At 62.8% G+C, this 20,841-nt stretch carries 23 protein-coding genes; 16 read left to right on the forward strand and 7 right to left on the reverse strand.

Annotated elements, in window-relative coordinates:
* Positions 1-8 precede the first annotated feature (8 nt).
* From EXN22_RS08165 to EXN22_RS08180, 4 genes are all read left to right on the forward strand, one after another.
* A complete protein-coding gene (locus EXN22_RS08165; protein ID WP_130263577.1) occupies positions 9-383 on the forward strand; it encodes a type 1 fimbrial protein in 375 nt (124 codons plus the stop codon).
* A 188-nt stretch (positions 384-571) separates the two neighbouring features.
* Positions 572-2,899: a coiled-coil domain-containing protein gene (locus EXN22_RS08170; RefSeq protein WP_130263578.1), complete on the forward strand. Its 2,328-nt coding sequence runs from the start codon at positions 572-574 to the stop codon at positions 2,897-2,899.
* Positions 2,890-4,110, forward strand: coding sequence for a hypothetical protein (locus EXN22_RS08175; RefSeq protein WP_130263579.1), 1,221 nt, complete (start codon positions 2,890-2,892; stop codon positions 4,108-4,110). Before EXN22_RS08170 ends, EXN22_RS08175 begins: the two co-directional genes overlap by 10 nt.
* 10 nt (positions 4,111-4,120) lie before the next feature.
* Positions 4,121-4,780 (forward strand): DUF1266 domain-containing protein, encoded by a 660-nt coding sequence (locus EXN22_RS08180; RefSeq protein ID WP_130263580.1) that lies wholly within the window; start codon positions 4,121-4,123, stop codon positions 4,778-4,780.
* Between the two features lie 243 nt (positions 4,781-5,023).
* Here EXN22_RS08180 and EXN22_RS08185 read toward each other — a convergent pair whose 3' ends face one another.
* Positions 5,024-5,251: a YdcH family protein gene (locus EXN22_RS08185; RefSeq protein WP_130263581.1), complete on the reverse strand. Its 228-nt coding sequence runs from the start codon at positions 5,249-5,251 to the stop codon at positions 5,024-5,026.
* Positions 5,252-5,372: 121 nt separating this feature from the next.
* Here EXN22_RS08185 and EXN22_RS08190 point away from each other — a divergent pair, with 121 nt between their 5' ends.
* The 5 genes from EXN22_RS08190 (at position 5,373) to EXN22_RS08210 (ending at position 10,060) form a co-directional block, all read left to right on the forward strand.
* Positions 5,373-5,735, forward strand: a complete 363-nt coding sequence (locus EXN22_RS08190) for a 5-carboxymethyl-2-hydroxymuconate Delta-isomerase (RefSeq protein WP_130263582.1) — start codon at positions 5,373-5,375, stop codon at positions 5,733-5,735.
* A gap of 169 nt (positions 5,736-5,904) precedes the next feature.
* A complete protein-coding gene (locus EXN22_RS08195) occupies positions 5,905-7,539 on the forward strand; it encodes a phosphoethanolamine transferase (RefSeq protein ID WP_130263583.1) in 1,635 nt (544 codons plus the stop codon).
* Between the two features lie 99 nt (positions 7,540-7,638).
* Positions 7,639-8,772, forward strand: coding sequence for a ribonuclease D (rnd, locus tag EXN22_RS08200; RefSeq protein ID WP_130263584.1), 1,134 nt, complete (start codon positions 7,639-7,641; stop codon positions 8,770-8,772).
* Complete coding sequence (locus EXN22_RS08205; RefSeq protein WP_130263585.1) at positions 8,769-9,062, forward strand: YcgL domain-containing protein; 294 nt, start codon at positions 8,769-8,771, stop codon at positions 9,060-9,062. Before rnd ends, EXN22_RS08205 begins: the two co-directional genes overlap by 4 nt.
* A gap of 65 nt (positions 9,063-9,127) precedes the next feature.
* The gene (locus tag EXN22_RS08210) at positions 9,128-10,060 is read left to right on the forward strand and encodes a D-2-hydroxyacid dehydrogenase (RefSeq protein WP_130263586.1); all 933 of its coding nucleotides are present in this window, start codon (positions 9,128-9,130) and stop codon (positions 10,058-10,060) included.
* An 84-nt stretch (positions 10,061-10,144) separates the two neighbouring features.
* On the opposite strand, the gene EXN22_RS08215 is transcribed toward EXN22_RS08210, so the two are convergent.
* Positions 10,145-10,738 (reverse strand): nitroreductase family protein, encoded by a 594-nt coding sequence (locus EXN22_RS08215; RefSeq protein ID WP_130263587.1) that lies wholly within the window; start codon positions 10,736-10,738, stop codon positions 10,145-10,147.
* Positions 10,739-10,886: 148 nt separating this feature from the next.
* Between EXN22_RS08215 and EXN22_RS08220 the strand changes: the two genes are divergently transcribed.
* Positions 10,887-11,336 carry a YcgN family cysteine cluster protein gene (locus EXN22_RS08220; protein WP_130263588.1) on the forward strand — a complete coding sequence of 150 codons (450 nt, stop codon included), beginning with the start codon at positions 10,887-10,889 and terminating at the stop codon, positions 11,334-11,336.
* A gap of 55 nt (positions 11,337-11,391) precedes the next feature.
* Complete coding sequence (locus tag EXN22_RS08225) at positions 11,392-12,606, forward strand: hypothetical protein (RefSeq protein WP_130266778.1); 1,215 nt, start codon at positions 11,392-11,394, stop codon at positions 12,604-12,606.
* 4 nt (positions 12,607-12,610) lie between these two features.
* Here EXN22_RS08225 and EXN22_RS08230 read toward each other — a convergent pair whose 3' ends face one another.
* Entirely contained in the window at positions 12,611-13,081 is a 471-nt protein-coding gene (locus EXN22_RS08230; RefSeq protein ID WP_130263589.1) for an RNA methyltransferase, read from the reverse strand.
* Between the two features lie 71 nt (positions 13,082-13,152).
* Positions 13,153-13,524, reverse strand: coding sequence for a YajD family HNH nuclease (locus EXN22_RS08235; protein WP_038996595.1), 372 nt, complete (start codon positions 13,522-13,524; stop codon positions 13,153-13,155).
* A 126-nt stretch (positions 13,525-13,650) separates the two neighbouring features.
* Between EXN22_RS08235 and EXN22_RS08240 the strand changes: the two genes are divergently transcribed.
* Positions 13,651-13,923: a hypothetical protein gene (locus EXN22_RS08240; protein ID WP_130263590.1), complete on the forward strand. Its 273-nt coding sequence runs from the start codon at positions 13,651-13,653 to the stop codon at positions 13,921-13,923.
* Here EXN22_RS08240 and EXN22_RS08245 read toward each other — a convergent pair.
* Both EXN22_RS08245 and EXN22_RS08250 read right to left on the reverse strand, forming a co-directional pair.
* Positions 13,920-14,393, reverse strand: a complete 474-nt coding sequence (locus EXN22_RS08245; protein WP_130263591.1) for a cyclic nucleotide-binding domain-containing protein — start codon at positions 14,391-14,393, stop codon at positions 13,920-13,922. The two genes, EXN22_RS08240 and EXN22_RS08245, sit on opposite strands and share 4 nt — an antisense overlap.
* 124 nt (positions 14,394-14,517) lie before the next feature.
* On the reverse strand, positions 14,518-16,569 hold the full coding sequence (locus tag EXN22_RS08250; protein ID WP_130263592.1) for a S9 family peptidase: 2,052 nt from the start codon (positions 16,567-16,569) through the stop codon (positions 14,518-14,520).
* Positions 16,570-16,653: 84 nt separating this feature from the next.
* On the opposite strand from EXN22_RS08250, the gene EXN22_RS08255 reads away from it, so the two are divergent.
* From EXN22_RS08255 to EXN22_RS08265, 3 genes are read left to right on the forward strand one after another with little or no spacing between them, the layout of a single operon-like run.
* Complete coding sequence (locus tag EXN22_RS08255; protein ID WP_130263593.1) at positions 16,654-17,145, forward strand: MFS transporter; 492 nt, start codon at positions 16,654-16,656, stop codon at positions 17,143-17,145.
* A gap of 22 nt (positions 17,146-17,167) precedes the next feature.
* Positions 17,168-17,944, forward strand: a complete 777-nt coding sequence (locus EXN22_RS08260) for a class II glutamine amidotransferase (protein WP_130263594.1) — start codon at positions 17,168-17,170, stop codon at positions 17,942-17,944.
* Between the two features lie 11 nt (positions 17,945-17,955).
* On the forward strand, positions 17,956-18,477 hold the full coding sequence (locus EXN22_RS08265; RefSeq protein WP_130263595.1) for a DUF2937 family protein: 522 nt from the start codon (positions 17,956-17,958) through the stop codon (positions 18,475-18,477).
* Here the strand turns inward: EXN22_RS08265 and EXN22_RS08270 are convergent.
* A complete protein-coding gene (locus EXN22_RS08270; protein WP_130263596.1) occupies positions 18,474-19,385 on the reverse strand; it encodes a LysR family transcriptional regulator in 912 nt (303 codons plus the stop codon). The two genes, EXN22_RS08265 and EXN22_RS08270, sit on opposite strands and share 4 nt — an antisense overlap.
* 142 nt (positions 19,386-19,527) lie before the next feature.
* Between EXN22_RS08270 and EXN22_RS08275 the strand changes: the two genes are divergently transcribed.
* Entirely contained in the window at positions 19,528-20,814 is a 1,287-nt protein-coding gene (locus EXN22_RS08275; protein ID WP_130263597.1) for an MFS transporter, read from the forward strand.
* The last annotated feature ends 27 nt before the right edge of the window (positions 20,815-20,841 follow it).

Consider the following 20,841-nt stretch of genomic DNA (forward strand, 5'->3'; position numbering starts at 1 on the left):
GTATCAGCATGAACGGCAAATCTGTTGCTAGCGCTGCAGGGTTGTTGGTTTTCAGTGGGGCCTGCCTGGCCGCGACGCCGGTGGCGCAAGGGGTGATTACCTTCACCGGCAGTATTGTCGAGGCGCCCTGCATGGCATCAGAGCGCTCCGGAGTGCTCAGCCTCGATGATTGCCCGGCGCAAATGCGCGGGACCCGGGTCGATCTGCACAGGGTTGAGCCGCAGGCGTCGGTGAGTGCCCCCGATCTTGCGCCGGTCAACGTCAAGCTGGTCGCCGACAGCGGCACGGCGGGGCGTTATTACCATCAGCGCTATGCGCTGATGGATGCTTCGGGCAAGCCCATTACCCGTGGCACCTTTCTGGTTACCTTGACCACGCCATAGGCTGCTCTACACGCGCTTGGATTTTCAAACGCCAACTGGTAGCGTGCAGCACCTCGCTGCATTGCCCGATCCCTGCCGCCATCGTTGCTGGTCAAAAGCCGACGTGCGCGGGTACCCGCTGCCTCATTCAAGAGCGCTGGCGCAGGTAGCATCGGGCGATGCACAGTCATTCGCAAAGGGAGTTCACAATGACGCAAAACAGCACTGTGCTGTCTGGTATTGAGCTGGACCAATTCATGGACCGTGTCGAGGTCGAGCACCAGGAACACGGTGATGAGTACCTGTTGGCGCAGTTGCGCGCCCAGCCGCTCAAGGCAGCCTCGCTGGAGTCGATTGACCGCTTGCACGTGCTCTGGGTCAACGCCGGTGACGCCGACGCGTCCAGGGCGGTACTGGCCGAAGACGGCCAGGCGCTGCTCGATGCTGCGTCTGAGGACGCGCGTAACGAGCTCAAGCTCAACCTGCTGGTTTACCAGCTGCGGCTGGACAACTACCTCAAAGACGAGCAAGGCCTTTTGCAGGCGCTCGACGCCCTGCAGCAACTGAGCAACGAGCGGCTGCACTTCGACATCGAGCAATACCGGCGCTACCGCATTTTCGACGATCTGCAGCACGCCCCCCTCGAGGTGGCGCTCAAGGCCATCGAAGTGCGCCACACCCTCGCCCTGATCAACCCTGAGCGCCAAGCCCTGCGGGCTTGGGATGATGCTGATCAGTACCGGCGCCGGGCTCAGGTTCTGGCGGCTCACGAGCGTGACGAAGACGCTCGCGAAGCTGCGCTCAGTGCCGTTGCCGCCCTGCGTACTGCTGGCCCCGATCAGGACGTCGATCGTGACGACTGGCTATGGTTGGGGGGTGCGCTGATCGAGATCGTGCCGCTGCGTCTGGCGATGTTCGAGCAGCCTGTGGTGCGGGCGATCGCCGAGTTGTCGTTGCCCCGGCGCCGCGAGTGGGAGGTGCGTCTGGCACGCTTGGCTGCCCGGTCGCTCAAAGCCCAGGGCGACTTGCCCGGAGCCCTGAAGATCTGTGAAGTGGCAAGCCGCAGCCTGGATTCGGATGGCGCCGACAACTTTATTGAATTTGAACTGCCCTGGCTGCTCGAGAGCGGGCGGATCGATGAGGCCGGGCAGCGGGCCTTCATGGACGTCTATGAAATGCTCGAGCAGATGTGGTCGGGCACCCCATTCTGGATTCATGACCGCTTGCTTGAAGCTGAGGACCAATCGGTATGGTGGCCACTGTGCGTGATGCGCGCCTGTGACAATGCCGCGCTGCTGGAGCGTTTCGTTGCCTGCCTGCCCGAGCGCAGCGAGTCGACCCCGCAGTTGAGCCCGTTACTTGAAGCGCTGCATGCTGCCAGGGACAACCCCGAACTGCGCGACACCCTGTTTGACCAGGCCCGCGAAGAGGCTCAGCGCCGTGGACCGAATCACCCGTGGATCAACCGCCTGGTTGCGGTGCGAGAGGGCAATGCCGGGCTGATCGACGCCAAGACCGAGCTGGCCATGTTGCAGGACGCGGTAAAAACGGGCGGCCTGCAGGATCGCCGCAGTGCTTACAGTGTGTTCTGCGCTCACGTCAAAGCCTGCGGCATTCTCGATGCCCTCAAGCAGCCTATGCCGCAACTGGCCAGTGGCATGTACTGCTACGAGTACGCCGGGTATATCGAAGATCAGGTGGAAGAGCAGGTCAAAAGCCTCGATCAGGCCGCTACGGATGAAGCTTGGTCGCTGCTGCGCTTCCAGCAGAGGGCGGCCTACGAACAAGGCCGGGCACAGATGGAGCGGTGCTTTGCCAGTGGTACCGGGCACCGGTATGACGGCTGCGCCCACCTCTACTCGATGCTGTGCAACAACCTGGCAATCAACTACCGCTGCTACAACGACCAGCAGATGTATGATCAGGCCCTTGAGCTGCACGTCAGTGGCATCGCCGCCAGTCCGTTCGCCGAACATTATCACGGCGTGCTCAGTGCGCGTATCTGCCAGAAGGACTACCCCGGTATCGCTGAAGCAGCAGAGCAGCTCTGGCACTACTCGGCCGATTACGGCTACAGCCGCCACGATCCGGAAGACTACCTGCTGGACGTCACCCACGCCCTGTACCGCCTGGATCGCGACCGTGACATGCTGATCTGGTTGGAGCGCATCCTCAAGTGGCAGCACGAGCAGGGCGTCAGCGACAAGGAGCTGGAGTACTCGCCGTTGTTCTGCCGGCTGAAAGTCGCCATGTACCTGGCTTACACCCTGCCAGAGCCGGCGACCGGCCTGTGGCAGCGTTACGCATCGCAAGTCAACGAAAGGGACGAGAGTTCGCTGCTCGGGTGCGCCGGTGATGTGCTCAAGGCCTTGGGGCGCAAGGAAGAAGCCTTGGCTTACTATCAGCGCGCTATCTTGCGTAGCAATCCGGATATTGCCGTCGACCAGCGCAACAATGTTGTGTTCCACGAAATGATCGCCGAGCTGCAGGCACCGCAAAAGCCGGCGACCAAGGCCTGGTGGCAGATATGGAAGTGACACCGCAGCAGCGTCAGTCTGGCTACGCCCCGCGCAATGCGCTCAATGCCGAGGAACTCAAGCTCGGTATTGCCGCGCGCAGCAAGGCTCGCGGTGATGCGCCAGAGGTGAGTAAATGGTTGCTCAACCATTTCTACCGCCATCTGGTTGGCAACTTCGAGCCGGCGCGGCGGATCTTGACCCTCGAGCAAGCGCTCGAGGTGTTGGGCGGCGAGCCGCCGTCCTGGGTGGCCAAGCATTTGAGCGACGTCGGTAAAACGTCGCAACAGGTGCTGGTACCCCTGGTGTGGGTCGACCCGCAGCAGGCGCCATTGCTGGCCCAGGAGGCCTTGCTGGTGGAGTTTCTCACCTCGCGCCAGGGCACTGCGCTGGCCGGCAAGCTTGACCGGATCAACTGCCCGCAGGCACTGGCATTGTGGCACAAGGAACACGCGCAGATGGCCGCGCGGGTGGAGCAGGGCTGGCGTCAGAGCCAGCCCGAGGCCTTGGCCACGGTGCTGACCGGCAGTGAGCACGTGCTGCATGAGCTACGCCCCGATAGCACCTTGCTGCGCGCCGAGATGGCCTTTGAAAGCTATGTGATGCGCCACTGCCTGGGCCAGTTCGCCGATCGCCGCGCCCTGACTGGTGGCTATGGCGAGCGTTACGCCGAGGCGGTGGAGCAGCGGCGCATGCGCGTGTTCAGTTTTCGCGACAGCCAGGGGCAGCCGCACATCACCATTAGCCTGATCGTCCAGGCCGATGGCAGCCTGACTGTCGAGCAGGTCAAGGGCAAGCAGAACCGTCCGCCGATCGAGCGCTACTACCAAGAGCTGCTGCAGTGTTTGAATGCCCTGGGCACCGACCAGCAGACGCCTGCTGACTGTATCGCCATCGGCATCGTGCGCACCGAAGCAGGTTGGCTGCTCATCGAAGAGGTCAGCGACCCTGCCGCCCAGACCCGTCTGGTGGCCCGCTATCCGCAGTTGTACGAGCGTCTTGAGGCGCCTTCGGCCATGGTCGAGTGGCTGGTGGCCGGGCGTCAGCCGCAGCAGTTCTTGCAGGTTGCCCCGCAGGCAGTGTCGGTCAAATACGCCACCCGGCATATCTTCAGCAAGCGCCTTGAGCGCTTGCCCGATGATCCGCTGTACCTCACCGAAGGCGTGCCATGGCCAGACATGGCCCCGCCCCAGGCCGAGGAAATCCAGGCCTGGCAAGCCCGGGCAAGGTAAGGAGAACCGCATGTTTTTGCTTTTCGCGGCTGTTGTTTCAGCCTGGTTGTTGTGGCGTGCGTTCCGCCCGCGCGGGGCTGGGCCGCTGTTCAGCCAGCGCAAGCACTGGTCGTTGCTGCTGGCCAAGCCCATGGCCGATGCCATGGAGGTCGAGGGTTTCTACAAACCGGAGTGTACCTATTTTACCGATCAGGCCAAAGTGACTGTGCGCACAGCCTTGCTGCACCAGGCCGGGATTCGCAGCGACGCCGACGATGGCGCGGTGCGTGCGCACTTCAGTGCTACCCTCGAACAGCAATGGTTCGGCCTTGATCTGCAAGGCCTGACAGCCAGTGACGAGCCGCGCGCGGCCATGGCCTTTGCCTGTGCGCGGGTAGCATTTTTGTTGCGTTGTGCGCTATTGATGGAGTGGCTCGAACCCGAACAGGCATGGCGCGTGTTGCTGCTCAATGCCCAGCGTGCCCAGGATTGCTTCGACGGCTGGGAGGATTACGGCCGGGCCCTGCAGCAGGGGCGCGCGCAGTGGGTTGCGGCGTTTCGTGTCGACTCGCTGGGCGAAGTCTTCACCGACCAGCATCTGGGCCGGTTGCTGCAACCCGGTAGCGGCGCCTGGGCTGATATCCCCTGGCATACGCCTGCGGCGTTGAGCCCGGCGCTGGCGGGGGCATGAGCGCAATGTCCAGCCCGAGACACCTGATCACATGTCGGCGAAAGAACTGTCCGGTGAGCGTTTGTACCCGCTATTGAGTGACTTGCCTTATGCCGAAAAGCAAAAGCTGCTGCGCGAACGTGGGATGCATCTGCGGGAATGAAGCTCCTGTAGGTAGGAGCGAGCTTGCCTCGCGATGCGATGTGGCAGGTAGATCGCAATCGCGGGGCAAGTCGGGTCGCCGCATCGCCGCTCCCACCAAGGCTAACTCTTCACGTGGGCGACGATTTCGTCCTTGATCTTCAGGCGTTCCTTGCGCAGCCGGGTGACCGTGTCGTCGGCGGCGCTACTGTTCTCGGCATCAACGACTTCGGCGTCTTTGCGGTTGTATTCCTCATGCAGCTGACTCAGCCGCGGGTCGCTTTTCTTCTTCTCGATGAACTGCTCCTTGGTCAGATTCAGGTCTGCGAGCAAATCGTGCTTGACCGGCATTTCTTCACCTCTGCGGGGGTTGTGGGGTAGAAGTCATGAACTTAGAGGATAGTCGTGTTTGCCGGGTTTCGGGGTTGGGGTAGTCTGTTGCAACATTTGCCCTGCCAAGGACTTCCGTGCAATGCCTCATCTTCATGTGGAATACAGTGACAACCTGAAAAACCTCGATGTCGACCGTCTGCTGCTGCGACTGAACCATGCCCTGGCCGGCAGCGGCCAGTTCGAAGAGCTGGACATCAAGAGCCGTGCCGTGGCGCTGGCCAGCTTTCGCGTTGGCGTGGCATCGGTTGCGCGCGCGTTCGCCCACATCAAGCTGGCGCTCCTCGGCGGCCGTTCGGCCGAGATCAAACGCCAGCTGTCCGCCAGCCTGCTGGAGGTACTCAAGGAGGCCGTGCCGAGCACGCCGGGGCTGGACATCCAGCTGTGCGTCGAGGTGATCGATATTGATCGCGATTCCTATTCAAAGGCTCACCTGCCGACTTAAACACGCTTCTGGCTGAACAAACGCTGAACGTGATGATTAAATAGACGCCAGCCGACTATTTGTTGGCGTCTTTTTCACAAAAAAATGATGAGCTGCTTCTTAAAGTTCGGGCTGTTTCCAGGTAGTGCCGCAACGGTACTGTTCCCGACGTTTAAATAAGCGGATCGTCATGTTCAAGGTCAAACCCCTGCGGGCCGAATGGGTCACGTTGATTGCCAGCCTGTACCTCTTGATCGGCTTCAACTCATTGTTGTGGCAACACCTGGCGTCGGTACTTGCGGCGGATGGCCATGGCCTGTTGCTGCGCGTCGCCTTTGGTTTGATGATCCTGTGTGCGTTCAACCTGGTACTGACCCTGCTGGCCTTCAGGCGGCTGTTCAAGCCGCTGCTGATCACGTTGTTCATGGTCAGCGCGGCGGTGGCTTACTTCATGAGCCAGTACGGTGTGATGATTGACGTTGGCATGCTTCGCAATGCGATGGAAACCAATGCCACGGAAGTGCGCGATCTGCTCTCGATTAAACTTTTTTTATACATAGCAGTGTTAGGTGTGTTGCCTTCTTTGCTGTTGTATAAAACGCCGATTCTGTACCGTGACTGGCTCCGCGAGTTATTCGGAAAGTTACTCGTCAGTGTAGCCTGCGTTGTCGTGCTGGGTGCCGTTGCGCTGATGAACTACCAGGGCCTGGCCTCGCTGTTTCGCAATCACCATGAAATCCGTCTGATGCTGGTACCCAGCAACTTTGTTGGTGCCTCTCTGGGTTATGTGGGGGAGCGGGTCGGCAGCGCCGCCAAGCCGTTTCGCAAGATCGGCGAGGATGCGAAGCTCGACATCGCCTGGCAGCAACGTACGCGCAAGTCGCTGACGGTGCTGGTGGTGGGCGAAAGTGCCCGGGCGCCGAACTTCGGGGTACTGGGCTACGGGCGTGATACCACGCCGCAACTGAGCCAGGAAAAGGGCCTGATCGCCTTCACCGACGTGCAGTCGTGTGGTACCGAAACCGCCGTGTCGGTGCCTTGCATGTTCTCCGGCTTCACCCGCAAGGATTACGACGCCAGCACCGCGAAAAACCAGGAGAGCCTGCTCGATGTGCTGCAGCGGGCCGGGCTGGCGGTGCGCTGGCGCGACAATCAGTCTGGTTGCAAGGGCACGTGCGATCGGGTGCTGTTCGAAGACGTCAGCAACCTCAAGGACCCGGCCCTGTGCGCTGATGACGAATGCCGCGACGAGATCCTGCTCAAGGGCCTGGACAGCTTCATCGACAACCTGCAACAGGACACCGTGCTGGTGCTGCATCAGATGGGCAGCCATGGCCCGGACTACTACAAGCGCTACCCGCAGCAATACGAGCGTTTCACCCCGGTGTGCCGCAGCAATGCCCTGAACCAGTGCAGCCAGGACAGTATCGTCAATGCCTACGACAACACCCTAGTGTACACCGACCATGTCCTGGCTTCACTTATCGATATTCTGCGCAGCAAGCAGGACAAGGTCGACACCGCCATGCTGTACCTGTCCGACCATGGCGAATCTCTGGGCGAGTACAACCTGTTCCTGCACGGCACGCCCTATATGCTGGCGCCGGAGCAGCAGAAGCACGTGCCGTTGCTGGCGTGGTTTTCCGACAGCTACAAGGCCAGCTTCGGCGTTGATAGCGACTGCCTGCAGAAGAATCGCAACCAGCCGCTGAGCCAGGACAACCTGTTTCACTCCATGCTCGGCCTGCTGCAGGTGCATACCGCCCTGTACAAACCGCAGCTGGACCTGTTCGCCAGCTGCCGACCGATGCTTGCTGCGCACTGATCACACCTGCAGCCACGGCGCCAGGGATAGCGGTCGAGTGGTTTCCCGACGATGGCCTGCGCCGTATATACTGCGCGCCATTGTTTGTGGGAGAGCCTTGTGGCCATCGAAATACACTGGATTTGCGACGATAGCAGCCTGGCCGAACACTGCCTGCAGTGGCGCAAGCTGCCATTCGTGGCAGTCGACACCGAGTTCATGCGGGTTGATACCTTCTATCCGATTGCCGGGTTGATCCAGGTCGGCGACGGGGTGCGTGCCTTCTTGATCGATCCTTTGCGCATTAGCAACTGGCAGCCACTGGCCGAACTGCTTGAAGACACCCAAGTGATCAAGGTGTTGCACGCCTGCAGCGAAGACCTCGAGGTGCTTTCGCGCTTGACCGGCAGCCTGCCGGCACCGTTGTTCGACACGCAACTGGCCGCCGGCTACCTCAACCTCGGTTTCTCCATGGGCTATTCGCGCCTGGTCCAGGAAGTGCTCGGTATCGACCTGCCCAAGGGTGAAACCCGCTCTGACTGGTTGCAACGCCCGCTGTCGGAAACTCAAGTCAGCTACGCTGCCGAAGACGCCGTGCACCTGGCCGAACTCTATGAGCGCCTGCGTCCGCAGTTGTCGGACGACAAAAACGCCTGGGTGCTCGAAGACGGTGCCGAGCTGGTCGCCCAACTGCGCCGCGAAACCGATCCGTACGAACTGTATCGCGAGGCCAAGCTGGCCTGGAAACTGTCGCGTGCGCAATTGGCAGTTCTGCGCGAACTGTGCGCCTGGCGCGAACGCGAAGCCCGCGCCCGCGACCTGCCACGCAACCGCATCGTCCGTGAAAACGCCTTGTGGCCCATGGCCCGCACCCAGCCGGACTCGTTGTCGGCGCTGGCCAAAATCGAAGACATGCACCCGCGTACCATTCGCCAGGACGGTGAGTTCCTGCTCGGCCTGATCAAGCAGGCCGCCAGCCTGCCAGCCGATCAATGGCCGCCAGCGGTGCCCGAGCCACTGCCGATCGAAGCGGCGGCGCTGCTCAAGCAACTGCGCGCCATCGGCCAGGCCGAGGGCGAGCGCCAGAACATCGCCCCCGAGCTGATGCTGCGCAAGAAGACCCTGGAACTGCTGCTCAAGAGCGGCTACCCCAACGGGCCCTATCAACTCCCCGAATCGCTGCGCGGCTGGCGCCGTGAGCGCATGGGGCAGGCGCTGCTCGATTGCCTGGCGGGCGCCGGAGAACAACCATGAAACGTATCTGCTCGATCTACAAGAGCCCGCGCAAGAACGAAATGTACCTCTATGTGCTCAAGGCCGACGGCCTGGAACGCGTACCTGAAGCGTTGCTGCCGTTCTTCGGCAAGCCCGTGCACGCCTTCGACCTGGTGCTCACCCCGGAACGCCAGCTGGCCCGCGAGGATATCGCCAAGGTCCTGGCAAACCTTGAGCAGCAGGGCTATCACCTGCAGATGCCACCCGCCGAAGACGAGTACATCGAGCACCTGCCCGAAGAGCTGCTGCGTCGCAACGACCCGATCTGACCTCCCTTTTGTTGTAGTGCCGCCAGCCCTGGCGGCCTTCGCTGTTACCCAAGGTTGCTATGAACATGCGTGTTTTGATCGCTGAACAGGATCATGCCCTCTACGCTCGCCTGCTGCGCGAGATGGCACCGGACCTGGAGGTCCTGAGCAGTGGTGATTCGGCGGAACTGGCCGCCCTGGCCGCCAACAGCCCGGTATGGCTGGGCCAGCCGGACCTGCTGGCAACCTTGTTGCGCCAGGGCCATCAGCCGCAGTGGCTGCAATCGACCTGGGCCGGGATCACACCGCTGTTGGCTGAAGGCTTGCAGCGCGACTACCGCCTGACCCGGGCGGTGGGCATCTTCGGCCAGGTGATGGCCGAGTACATGCTGACCTACATGCTCGGCCATGAGCGTGAGGTGATGGCACGGTTGGTCAGCCAGGTCGAGCGCAAATGGGATGATCGACCCGGGCGCAGCCTGGAAGGGCGCCGGGTGCTGATTGTCGGGACCGGCGATATCGGCCAGCGGGTGGCGGAGTTTCTGTTGCCGTTTGGCGTGCAGCTGTATGGCATTGCCAGCCAGCCTCGCGAGCAGGCCCCGTTCATCGAAGTGGCCGGCCTGGCTGATCTGGGACGCCTGGTCGCTGAGGTCGACTACGTGCTCAACCTGCTGCCCGACACCCCGGCGACGCGGGATCTGTACGATGCCGCGCTGTTCCAGCGTTTCAACCCCGAGGCCTTGTTCATCAATGCCGGGCGAGGGGTGGCGGTGGTCGATGGCGACCTGGTCGAGGCCTTGAAAAAGGGCCACCTGGCAGGCGCGGTGATCGATGTCTGCCGCCAGGAACCACTGCCTCAGCGCCATCCGTTCTGGACCGCCTGGGGCTTGCTGCTGACCGGGCACAGCTCGGCACCGACCTCGCCGGCGGCGATGGTGCGCTTGTTCGTCGAGAATCTGCGGGCGTATCAGGCGGGTGAAGCGTTGCGTGGGGAAGTGGATTTTCAGCGCGGCTATTAAAAACATCGCGGGGCAAGCCCGCTCCCACAGTTTGATCAATGTGGGAGCGGCGGTGCGACGCCTCGACTTGCCCCGCGAATCCGGTTAAAGGGTGAAGTCCCCTTCAGCCGCCAACTCGCCCAACGGCCGCCGCGGGCTTGGCACCTCGCGGGCCTGCAGGCCTTCAGCCAGGCTCGCCTTGTCACCCAGCTTGCCGATCGCCACGGCCGCGTGCAGGACGTAGCCTTCAGGCACTTTGAGCTCCTTGCGGGTCAGCTCCTGGTCAAAACCGGCCATGCCGTGGGTGTGCCAGCCGCTCAGGCTCGCTTGCAACGCCAGGTGGCCCCAGGCGGAGCCGGTGTCGAAGGTGTGCCACAGGGCTGGGGTTTCTTCACTGGCGCCAGGCGCGGTAAAGGTGGTCTTGGAGAGGATGATCACCAGGGCCGAGGCGTGCTGGGCCCAGCTGCGGTTGAACTCGTTGAGCAAACCCAGGAAGCGTTCCCAGTTCGGCGTGTCGCGACGCGCATAGAGAAAGCGCCAAGGTTGCGAGTTGTAGGCCGACGGCGCCCAGCGTGCCGCTTCAAGGAAGCTGAGCAGGGTGGCCTGGTCGATCGGCTCGCCAGTGAAGGCGCGCGGTGACCAGCGCTGAATGAACTGTTCGTTGATGGCGTGATCGGCAACGCGAGGATTTGCACTCATCTTGAGTTCCTGAGAGTTGGTGAGGTGACCGCTGGTCAAACTACTGTGTCATACCAGCGCTGACAAGCGGTCTGGCAATGCCCGGTGACAGGCCCTAGACTGGCGCCGCCGCGCCGCTGCGTACAAATTGAAACAGGACACCCGCTACATGACTGCCAACGCCAATCCATTCTGGATGCGTAAAACCCTCGAGCAACTCAACCCGCAGGAGTGGGAGTCGCTGTGTGACGGCTGTGGCCTGTGCTGCCTGCAAAAGCTTGAAGATGAAGACGACAACAGCGTCTATTACACGCGGATCGCCTGCAAATTGCTCGACCTCAAGACCTGCCAGTGCAGTGATTATCCGCAGCGCATGCAGATCGTGCCCGATTGCATCCAGCTGACGCCGGGCAAGGCCGATCAGTTCAAATGGCTGCCGACCACCTGTGGTTATCGCCTGGTCAGCGAGGGCAAGGACCTGCCCGGCTGGCATCATCTGGTCTGCGGTGATCGAGAACAGGTGCACAAGCAGCGGATTTCACAATCCGGGCGCATGCTCAGTGAAGACAGCGTCGATGAAGACGATTGGGAAGACTATCTGATATTCCGCGCCGGTTGAGCTGCCCAGGCTTGTCGGTTTTGCGTTTGGGGGAACAAGGAGCTTGTGTATGCCTGTGCGTTGCCATTGGTGGTTGCTGTTGGGCCTGCTGGCCAGTTCAGCGGCCTGGGCGAAAAAAGTCGATCTGGATTACCACGTGCGCTTGCTGCCGCAGAGCGAGCAGGCCGAAGTGCGCGTGACCCTGGGCGATGGCGCCAGCGTGCGCAGCCTCGACTTTGACCTGGGCCAGGACGGCGCCTACAGCGACTTCAAGGCCGACGGTCAATGGCAACTGCAGGGCGACACGCAGCGCGGCCGTTGGCAGCCAGCGGCGGGCAAGAGCCAGCTCAGCTACAAGGTGCACCTGAGCCAACGGCTCAAGGGCGGCGCCTATGAAACCCGCATGACCCCCGGTTGGGCGCTGTTTCGTGGCGATGACCTGGTACCACCGGCGCGCCTCGATCAGCACGACGGTACCGAACTGGTGGCGCGCCTGAGCTTCGAGCTGCCCAAGGGCTGGAAGAGCGTCGAGACACCCTGGCCGCGCATCGGCAAGAATCGCTTTCGTATCGATAACGTCTCGCGCCTGTTCGACCGCCCGACCGGCTGGATGCTCGCCGGGAGCATCGGCACCCGCCGGGCGCGCCTGGGCGAAACCGAAGTCAGTGTTGCCGCGCCGCAAGGCCAGGCCATGCGGCGCCTGGACAACCTGACCCTGCTGACCTTCATCTGGCCGCAGTTGCAGGCAGTGTTCCCGCGTAACCCGCCCAAGTTGCTGCTGGTCGGTGCCCGCGACGAGCTGTGGCGCGGTGCCCGGGCCGGGCATAACTCCATTTACCTGCACAGCAGCCGCCCGCTGGTCAGCGAGAACGGTTCAAGCCCGCTGCTGCGCGAGCTGGTGCATGTGTTTGCGCAGATCAACGACCGCGAGGATAGCGACTGGATCGCCGAAAGCCTGGCCGAATACTATGCCAGTGAACTGCTACGCCGTGCCGGCGGCATGACCGAGGAGCGCTATCAGGCCCAGCAGGCGAGCCTTGAGCGCAGTGGCAAGAAGGTCAGCAGTTTGCGTGGCGCGCAGGTCGACAGCGCGGTGATCGCCCGTGGCGTGCTGTTGCTGCGGGCGCTGGACCAGGAAATTCGCCTGCACACCCATAACCAGCGCTCGCTGGATGATGTCACCCGGGCAATGATGCGCCTGAACAGCGTCAACACTGCAGAGTTCATCCAGCTCAGCGAGAGCGTGCTGGGTAAGTCCTCCGAGGTGTTGCAAAGCAAGCTGTTGCGTTAAAGGCTTACTTGAACTTCGGCCCGGAGCGGGTGTTCAGGCCCTTGGCCAGACGGTCGTAGAGCACCACGTTGACCGTGGCGGCAAGGTTCATGCAACCGTTGGTCGGAATGTAGATGGTCTCTTCGCACCAGGCACGCACGCTCGGGTCGAGGGAGCCGTCTTCGGGGCCGAAGATGTAGAGGGCGCGGTCCGGGTGGGTGTATTCGGGCAGCGGCCGGGCGCCGTCGATCAATTCCACGGCCACAGGTGTGCAGCCCAGGGGGATGATCTTCTGCAGGTCATCGATGCCGATCAGCGGAATGTCGTAGTGCACACGCTTGGTGTCGGTGACGAAGTCGCGGGCGCGCTCATAGCGCTTGCCGGTGTAGAACACCGAGTTGACGCCGTAGCAGCCCGCCGCGCGCATCACGGAACCGACGTTCTCTGCTGACTTGGGGTTGAACAGACCAATGCAGCTGTACCGTTTGTTCGCCACGTGCCGGGGCCCTTCGCAAAAAAGACGCGATTATACGGGCTTGCCGGCGTCTGTGGGGTGCGCTTGGGCGCTCAGTCCTTTTTCAGCATGCCGGCCAGGGCCGCGAACGGATTGTGCGTGGCCTTGGCGATGCTCGGGCTGCTGGTGGAACCTTCGCTGAAATACTGCTGGTCGGTATAGCGCGAGTGTTCGTTGTCGTGGCAGTACAGGCACAGCAGCTCCCAGTTGGAGCCGTCCTGGGGGTTGTTGTCGTGGTTGTGGTCGCGGTGGTGCACGGTCAGCTCGCTCAGGCGCTTGCCGGCAAACTCTCGGGCGCAGCGGCCACACACGTGGGGGTACATGCGCAGGGCCTTGTCGCGGTAGCCCATTTCCTTGTCGCGCTTGGCGTCGGCGAGGATGCGGTCGAGCCGTGCGGTGGCGGCGGCAGAGGATGACGAACTCATGGGATTACCTTTTCTCGGGCTTGTTACGGTTATGCCTTGAAGTTTAGCCCGTTGGCGGCCAATTCGGACAGGCAAACCGTGCGCGGTGGGAGTAGCCTGTAGGCAGGACCCTCAAGGAGCCTGCGCATGCGTTACGCGATCATTGCCTTGCTGATCTGTGCCAGCCTGCCCTGCGCCGTGGCCGCCGACCTGCAGCCACGCCTGGCCACCCCGGTGCCTGGAGCGCCGGGTACCGCCACGCCAACGCCGTACCCGCAGGTCACGCCCAGCAGCATTCCCCGTGCGGGCGACGCCAAGCCGGGCGCGCCGCTGCTGCCACCGATGCCGGTGCCCACGCCGCCCAAAGATCAACCCTTGCCCGGTTTGAGCCCGGAAGGCAACAAGGGCAAGTCCGACTAGACCTGCTGCGCCACGCGCTGACCGTCCTGCATGCGCAGGCGCCGGGACAGGGCCACGGCCAGGGCGCGGATGATCTTGGCGGCGATCTTCGGTGCGTCATTGAGCATCTTTTCCAGTGAGTCCTTGCCCAGGTTGAGCAACTGGCAATCGCTGGCGGCCACGCAACTGGCCGAGCGCCGTTCGCCATCGAGCACAGCCATTTCGCCGAAGGCGCGGCCCTTGCGCAGGGTGGCGATTTCTACCTGGCGCTGCTCGGCGTCGGTCTTGCGCACCGACACCACGCCGTGATGGATGATGCACATGAAGGTGCCGGCATCGCCTTCGTTAAAGATCTGCGCGCCTTCGCCCATGCTGCTGATGCTGAAATAGCCGGCTGCGGCCTGGAAGTCGCCAGGCAGCAACTGGTCGAACAGGCCGCAGTCCATGAGCATGTCGCGGATTTCGTTGTTGAGGTGGGTGGGTTCAGGCATGTGTGTCGTTCTTTTAGATTTATGGTGTCTGAGGGGGCGCATCGCGGGGCAAGCCCGCTCCTACAAAGACTGTAGGAGCGGGCTTGCCCCGCGATTTGGTAGATCAGACAACACGTTTTCCGATTTACACCACGCCCAGCACGTTAAATACGAAGGCGTATTCCAATGCCACATCGCGCAGCCCCTGGTAGCGTCCGCTCATGCCGCCATGGCCGGCGCCCATTTCGGTCTTGAGCAGCAGCAGGTTGGCGTCGGTCTTGGTCACGCGCAGGCGCGCCACCCACTTGGCCGCCTCCCAGTACTGCACGCGGCTGTCGTTGTACCCGGCAATCACCAGCAGGGCAGGGTAGGCCTGGGCACGGACGTTTTCATACGGTGCGTAGGCCTTGATGCGTGCGTACACCTCGGGTTCTTGCGGGTTGCCCCACTCGTCGTATTCGGTGACGGTCAGCGGCAGCTCGGGGTCGAGCATGGTATTGAGCACGTCGACGAACGGTACTTCGGCAATCGCCGCCTTGAACAGCTCCGGGCGCTGGTTGAGCACCGCGCCGATCAGCAGGCCACCGGCGCTGCCGCCGCTGATCGCCAACTGGTCGGCGCAGGTCACGCCCTGGGCGATCAGGTGTTCGGCGCAGGCAATGAAGTCGCCAAAGGTGTTGTGCTTGTGCTCCTGCTTGCCAGCGCGGTACCAGGCTTCCCCCAGTTCACCGCCGCCACGCACGTGGGCGATGGCAAAGGCCACGCCGCGGTCGAGCAGGCTCAGGCGGGCATGGGAGAACCACGGGTCGAGGCTTTCGCCATAGGCGCCGTAGCCGTAGAGATACAGCGGCACCGGCTTGCCGAGATCGGCGCGGCGCTGCACCAGGCTGATCGGCACCTGGGTGCCATCGGCGGCGGTGGCCCACAGGCGCTGGCTGACATAGGCGTCCGGGTCGAACGGGCCAAGCACCGGGGTTTGCTTGAGCACTTGCTGGGCACCGTTGGCCAGTTCCAGCTGACGCACCTGGGCCGGACGGTTGAGCGACTGGTAGCGCAGGCGAATGCGCGTACTGACGAATTCCAGGCTGTCTTGCACGTACAGGCTGTAGGCGGCGTCCGGCAGTTCCACGCGATAGCTCGGCTGGCCTTGCGGGCGTACCTCGATGATCGGCAGGCCGCCTTCGCGCAGGCTCAGGGTCAGGGCGCTGGCATTGAGGGTCAGGCCTTCGAGCATCACCGTGTCGCGATGGGCCACCAGCAGTTGCCATTGCTCGCGGGTCGGCACGCCATCGGCGTCGGCCTGGTACAGAGCGAAGTTGATGCCGTCCTGGTTGCTGCGGATGAACCAGCGCCACTGGCCATCAAGCTGGCCATGGTCCGGGTAGTACTCGTGGTCTTCGACCCGTGGTGCCAGGCAGGTGAAGGCCTGCTCGGGGTGTTCGGCGTCGAGTACCCAGGCTTCGCTGGTGGTCTTGCTGTTGAGCAGCAGGATCAGTTGGCGCTCGGAGCTGGCGCGGTAGCAGTGCAGAAAGAAGCGGCCGTCGGCCTCTTCATAGACCGCCTCGACACTGCCGCTGCCCAGGCGATGGCGCAGCAGCTTGTGCGGGCGATGGGTGTCGTCCAGTTCGGCGAAGAACAGCGTCTGGTTGTCGTTGGCCCAGGTCATGCTGCCGTCGCAGTCCTCGAACGGCAGCTGCTCGATGGCGCCGCTGGCCAGCTCCTTGACGTACAGGGTGTAGATTTCGTCGCCGCTGGTATCCAGGCTGTAGGCCAGGCGTTGGTGGTCAGGGCTGATGCTGAAGGCGCCCAGGGACAGGAACCCCCCGTTGGCCAACGCGTTGGGGTCAAGCAGCAGCTCTTCGCGGCTTTCATCGACCGTGTTGGAGTCGTCGGCCGGGCGTGGGCAGCGGTAATGCCGGGCGTACTCGTCACCGGCGGTGGTGCGGGTGTAATACAAGTACGGGCCCCAGGGCGAGGGCAGCGACAGGTCGGTTTCGAGGATGCGCGCCTTGATCTCTTCGAACAACTGTTCGCGCAGCGGCGCCTGAGCGGCCAGTTGCGCCTCCTGGTATGCGTTCTCGGCGTTCAGGTAAGCCAGTACCTCGGGGGTATCGCGTTGCTGCAGCCAGGCATAGGGATCGGCACCATCGGCCTTGTGGGCAATCGGGGCGCGGGGAGCGGTGGCGTCTGCGGACATGCGGGGTTCTCTTGGCTGGGGGGCGCCTGCGCGCGGAAAAGTGTTTATCATAAGCGTCTATTTGCCTAGCTTGCCACGGACACCATGACCGAGAACGACTATCTGCTCGCCTGGGGCCTCTACGCCCTTGCCGCCCTGGGGTGCCTGTTGGTGGGCTTTCGCCTGACCGGCTGGATGTGGCGTTGGCTGCGCGAACCGCTGCGGGTGGTGATGGCGGTACTGCTGCTGACCCCGACCATCGTCGACCCGGTCAAGGAGAAGTTCGCCCCGGCCATTGCCATTGCCGCTCTCGATACCCTGTTCAAGGTCGGCAACAACGCCCTGCGTGCCGCTGCGGACCTGGCCATGTACGGCATGATCGCCTTCACTCTGTATGCGGTGTTCGTGCTCATCCGCTGGCCGCTGGAGCGGCGTGCCAAAGCCCGCCGCGAGCAGGCCGAAGCGGCTGCCAAGCGTGAGGCCGAAGAACCGGTGAACGATGAGCCGTTTGCCGCCGATCGCAGTGACCGCTACCGTAACCCGCCACCCGCAGCGCCATTGGGCGGCAGTGGCACGCGGGTCGAGCCGCGACTGTAGGACTTGCCCGGAGCAGCCAAGCATGTGTGAACTACTGGGCATGAGCGCCAATGTGCCGACCGATATCGTTTTCAGCTTCACCGGGCTGATGCAGCGCGGTGGGCGCACCGGTCCGCACCGTGACGGCTGGGGCATCGGCTTCTACGAGGGCCGTGGCTTGCGTCTGTTCCAGGACCCGGCGGCAAGCTGTGAATCGGAAGTCGCCAACCTGGTGCAGCGCTATCCGATCAAGAGCGAGGTGGTGATCGGCCACATTCGCCAGGCCAACGTTGGCAAGGTTTGCCTGTCCAACACCCATCCGTTCGTGCGCGAGCTGTGGGGCCGCAACTGGTGTTTTGCGCACAACGGCCAGCTCGGCGAGTTCAAGGGCCAGGCGACCTTCTACCGGCCGATTGGCGACACCGACAGCGAAGCGGCGTTCTGCGACCTGCTCAACCGCGTACGCGAGGCCTTCCCTGAGCCGGTGGAGGTCGAGCAACTGCTGCCGGTGCTGGTCGAGGCCTGCGCCGGGTTCCGTGGCAAGGGTGTGTTCAACTGCCTGCTCAGCGACGGCGACTGGTTGTTCTGCTTCTGTTCGACCAAGCTTGTGCACATCACCCGACGCGCACCGTTCGGCCCGGCGCGGCTGAAGGACGTCGATATGATCGTCGACTTCCAGGCTGAAACCACCCCTAAAGATGTGGTCACGGTGATCGCCACCGAAGCCCTCACCGAGAACGAAACCTGGCACCGTTACGAGCCCGGCCAATGGGCCCTGTGGCGCCGTGGCGAATGCATCGCCGAAGGCCAGGCCAGCTAAGGATCAGCCCCATGTTCAGAAGTTACCTGCGCTTGCTGTTGTTTACCTGCGGTCTGCTGGTTGGCCTGCAGGTCCCGGGCTATATCGTTGACTACAGCCAGCGGGTCGAGGCGCACCTGCTGGAATCACGCGAGGGCCTCAAGGGCTTTGAGGACACTGCCAGGCGATTTTTCAACGGCGACCTGCAGGCCTTGTTGCGGCATTACCGCAGCAGCGACGATCCGGTGTTCACCAGTGATGCCAACAGCATCGAAAGCCTGATGATCCGCAACCGCCAGTTCGAGCAGGAATGGCAGATTGTGCAAGGGCCGTGGCTGGCGAAAACCTGGCATGTGCTGGTCAGCGCCAACCCGCAATTGCGCGAAGAAACCCTCAACGGCTACCGCTACCAGATCCTCCTCAACCCCGAGGCCCTGGCCTGGGGCCTGAGCTGCGCGCTGCTGCTGGCGCTGCTGGTCGAGAGCCTGCTACTGTTGCTCGGCTGGGTGGCCCTGGGCGGGCGCCGCAAGGCCGTGCAGGAGAGCTGGCGCTAGACCAGCACGATGCGCTGCGGCCCGGCATCGCGGGCGTAGCGCTGCAAAACATTGCGGCACAGCTGTACCACTTCCTCGACCAGCTCGACGCCGGTCTGCCAGGCCACCACCAGTTCCAGGCTCGGTGGTTGCCGGGCCAGCGGCAGCAGTACCAGTTCGCCACGGGCCAGCTCTTCGCTGACCAGCGCTGGCGGCAGGGCACCGATACCAAAACCGTCGCGCAGCAAGCGGGTAATCGCAGCCACCGAGTTCACGCAGTTCAGCCGGGGTGCGCCGACGCCTTCGGCCTGCAACAGACTGAGCACTTCCTGGTGCGGCCGCGAGTTCTTCGAGAAGGTGATGATGCGTTCGCGGGCGAGGTCCGCCAGCGAGGCGTAGTCGCGGTTGTAGATCGATTGGCTGGCAACGATCCAGCCCATGGGGTAGCGCGCCAGGTCCAGGCTGCGGATGCTTTCCTGTCGCAGCAGGTCGGTTTGCAGAATCACATCGAGAAAGCCTTTTTGCAGCTGTTCACGCAAGTTCAGTGCAGTATCGGCGACCAATTCGATTTCCACCTGGGGGTAGCGCTCCATCAGCTCCGACACCAGCGGGCTCATCCAGGTATGGATCACCGTGTCCATCACGCCAATGCGAATCCGCCCGGCCTTGGCCCGGTCGCTGTCCAGCGACTGCTTGAGGGCCTTGGCGGTGTCGAGCATCTGTTCGGCGTATTCGAGCACCTTGCAGCCTTCGGGGGTCAGGCTCACACCGCGGGAGTCGCGCAGCAGCAACCTGACCCCAAGGTCCGCCTCAAGCGCAGCAATGCGGCTGGAGATCGAGGCCTGGGTGGTGAAGAGCTTTTCGGCGGTCAGGCGAAAGCTCTTGAGCCGGGCCACCCAGACGAAGGTTTCGAGGAATTTGAGGTTCATGGCGCGCTCGCTGATCAAGTTTTTCTTATGCCAGACAGCTGGTTTTTCTCGTTGGACGACAACCTGCGCCCGTCGAAAAATGATCCTCAGGCCGCGACACATGCTGTCGTCGTTAAAACAATACCAACAAGCTGAGGCAACCATGAACCCATCGGGCGTGCAGCAACAGGTCAAATCCAGGTCTGTGGCGGGACCTTTCGACTGGTACCGTAACATCAACAAGCAGGAACGCCGGACCTTCTGGAGCTGCAAGATCGGTTATGGCCTGGATGGCATGGACACCCAGATGCTCAGCTTCGTCATCCCCACCCTGATCGCCCTGTGGGGCATCACCACCGCCGAGGCCGGGCTGATTCACACCAGCACCCTGATCGCCTCGGCCCTCGGTGGCTGGATCGCCGGCATTCTCTCCGACCGCATCGGCCGCGTGCGCACCCTGCAACTGACGGTGCTGTGGTTTGCATTTTTCACCTTCCTCTGCGGCTTTGCCCAGAGCTACGAGCAGCTGTTGATTGCCCGCACCCTGATGGGCTTTGGCTTTGGCGGTGAATGGACCGCTGGCGCGGTGCTGATCGGTGAGGTGATCCGTGCCCAGGACCGTGGCAAGGCGGTGGGCATGGTGCAGTCCGGCTGGGCCATCGGCTGGGGCCTGACGGCAATCCTGTATGCCGTGCTGTTCTCGCTGCTGCCGCCCGAAGATGCCTGGCGTGCGCTGTTCCTGTTGGGCATCGTGCCGGCGGTGTTCGTGATTTTCGTTCGTCGCCTGGTCAAGGACCCGGAGATCTACCGGCAGGCCAAGGCTGCCGAGAAAACCGAAGCACCTTCGCACTTCTATGAAATCTTCGCCCCGGGCATGCTCTTCACCACGATTCGTGCCTCACTGCTGACCACCGGTGCCCTGGGCGGTTACTACGCCATCACCTCGTGGCTGCCGACCTTCCTCAAGAACGAGCGCGGCCTGAGTGTGCTGGGCACTGGTGGCTACCTGGCGATGGTGATCTTCGGCTCCTACATCGGCTATGTGATCAGTGCCTACCTGACTGACCTGCTGGGGCGGAAAAAGAACTTCATCCTGTTCGCCGTCGGTTCTTTCATCATCGTCCTGCTCTACACCCAGATGTCGGTCAGTGACGGGGTGATGCTGTGGCTGGGTTTCCCCTTGGGTTTTTTCGCCTCGGGAATCTTCAGCGGCATGGGCGCGTTTCTCACCGAGCTGTTTCCCACCCGTATCCGCGGCTCGGGCCAGGGCTTTTGCTACAACATCGGCCGCGCCCTGGCGGCGTTCTTCCCGCTGCTGATCGGCCTGCTCAGCCAGAAGATCTCCCTGGGCCTGGGCATCGGTGCATTTGCCGCGGTGTCCTATGGGGTGGTAATCCTGGCAGCCTTGAGCCTGCCGGAAACCCGCGGCAAACAACTTGACGCCCATTGAAGCCGAGCCTGAAGGAGTATCACGCGT

The sequence above is a fragment of the Pseudomonas tructae genome, from assembly GCF_004214895.1.
Classification (GTDB): Bacteria; Pseudomonadota; Gammaproteobacteria; order Pseudomonadales; family Pseudomonadaceae; genus Aquipseudomonas; species Aquipseudomonas tructae.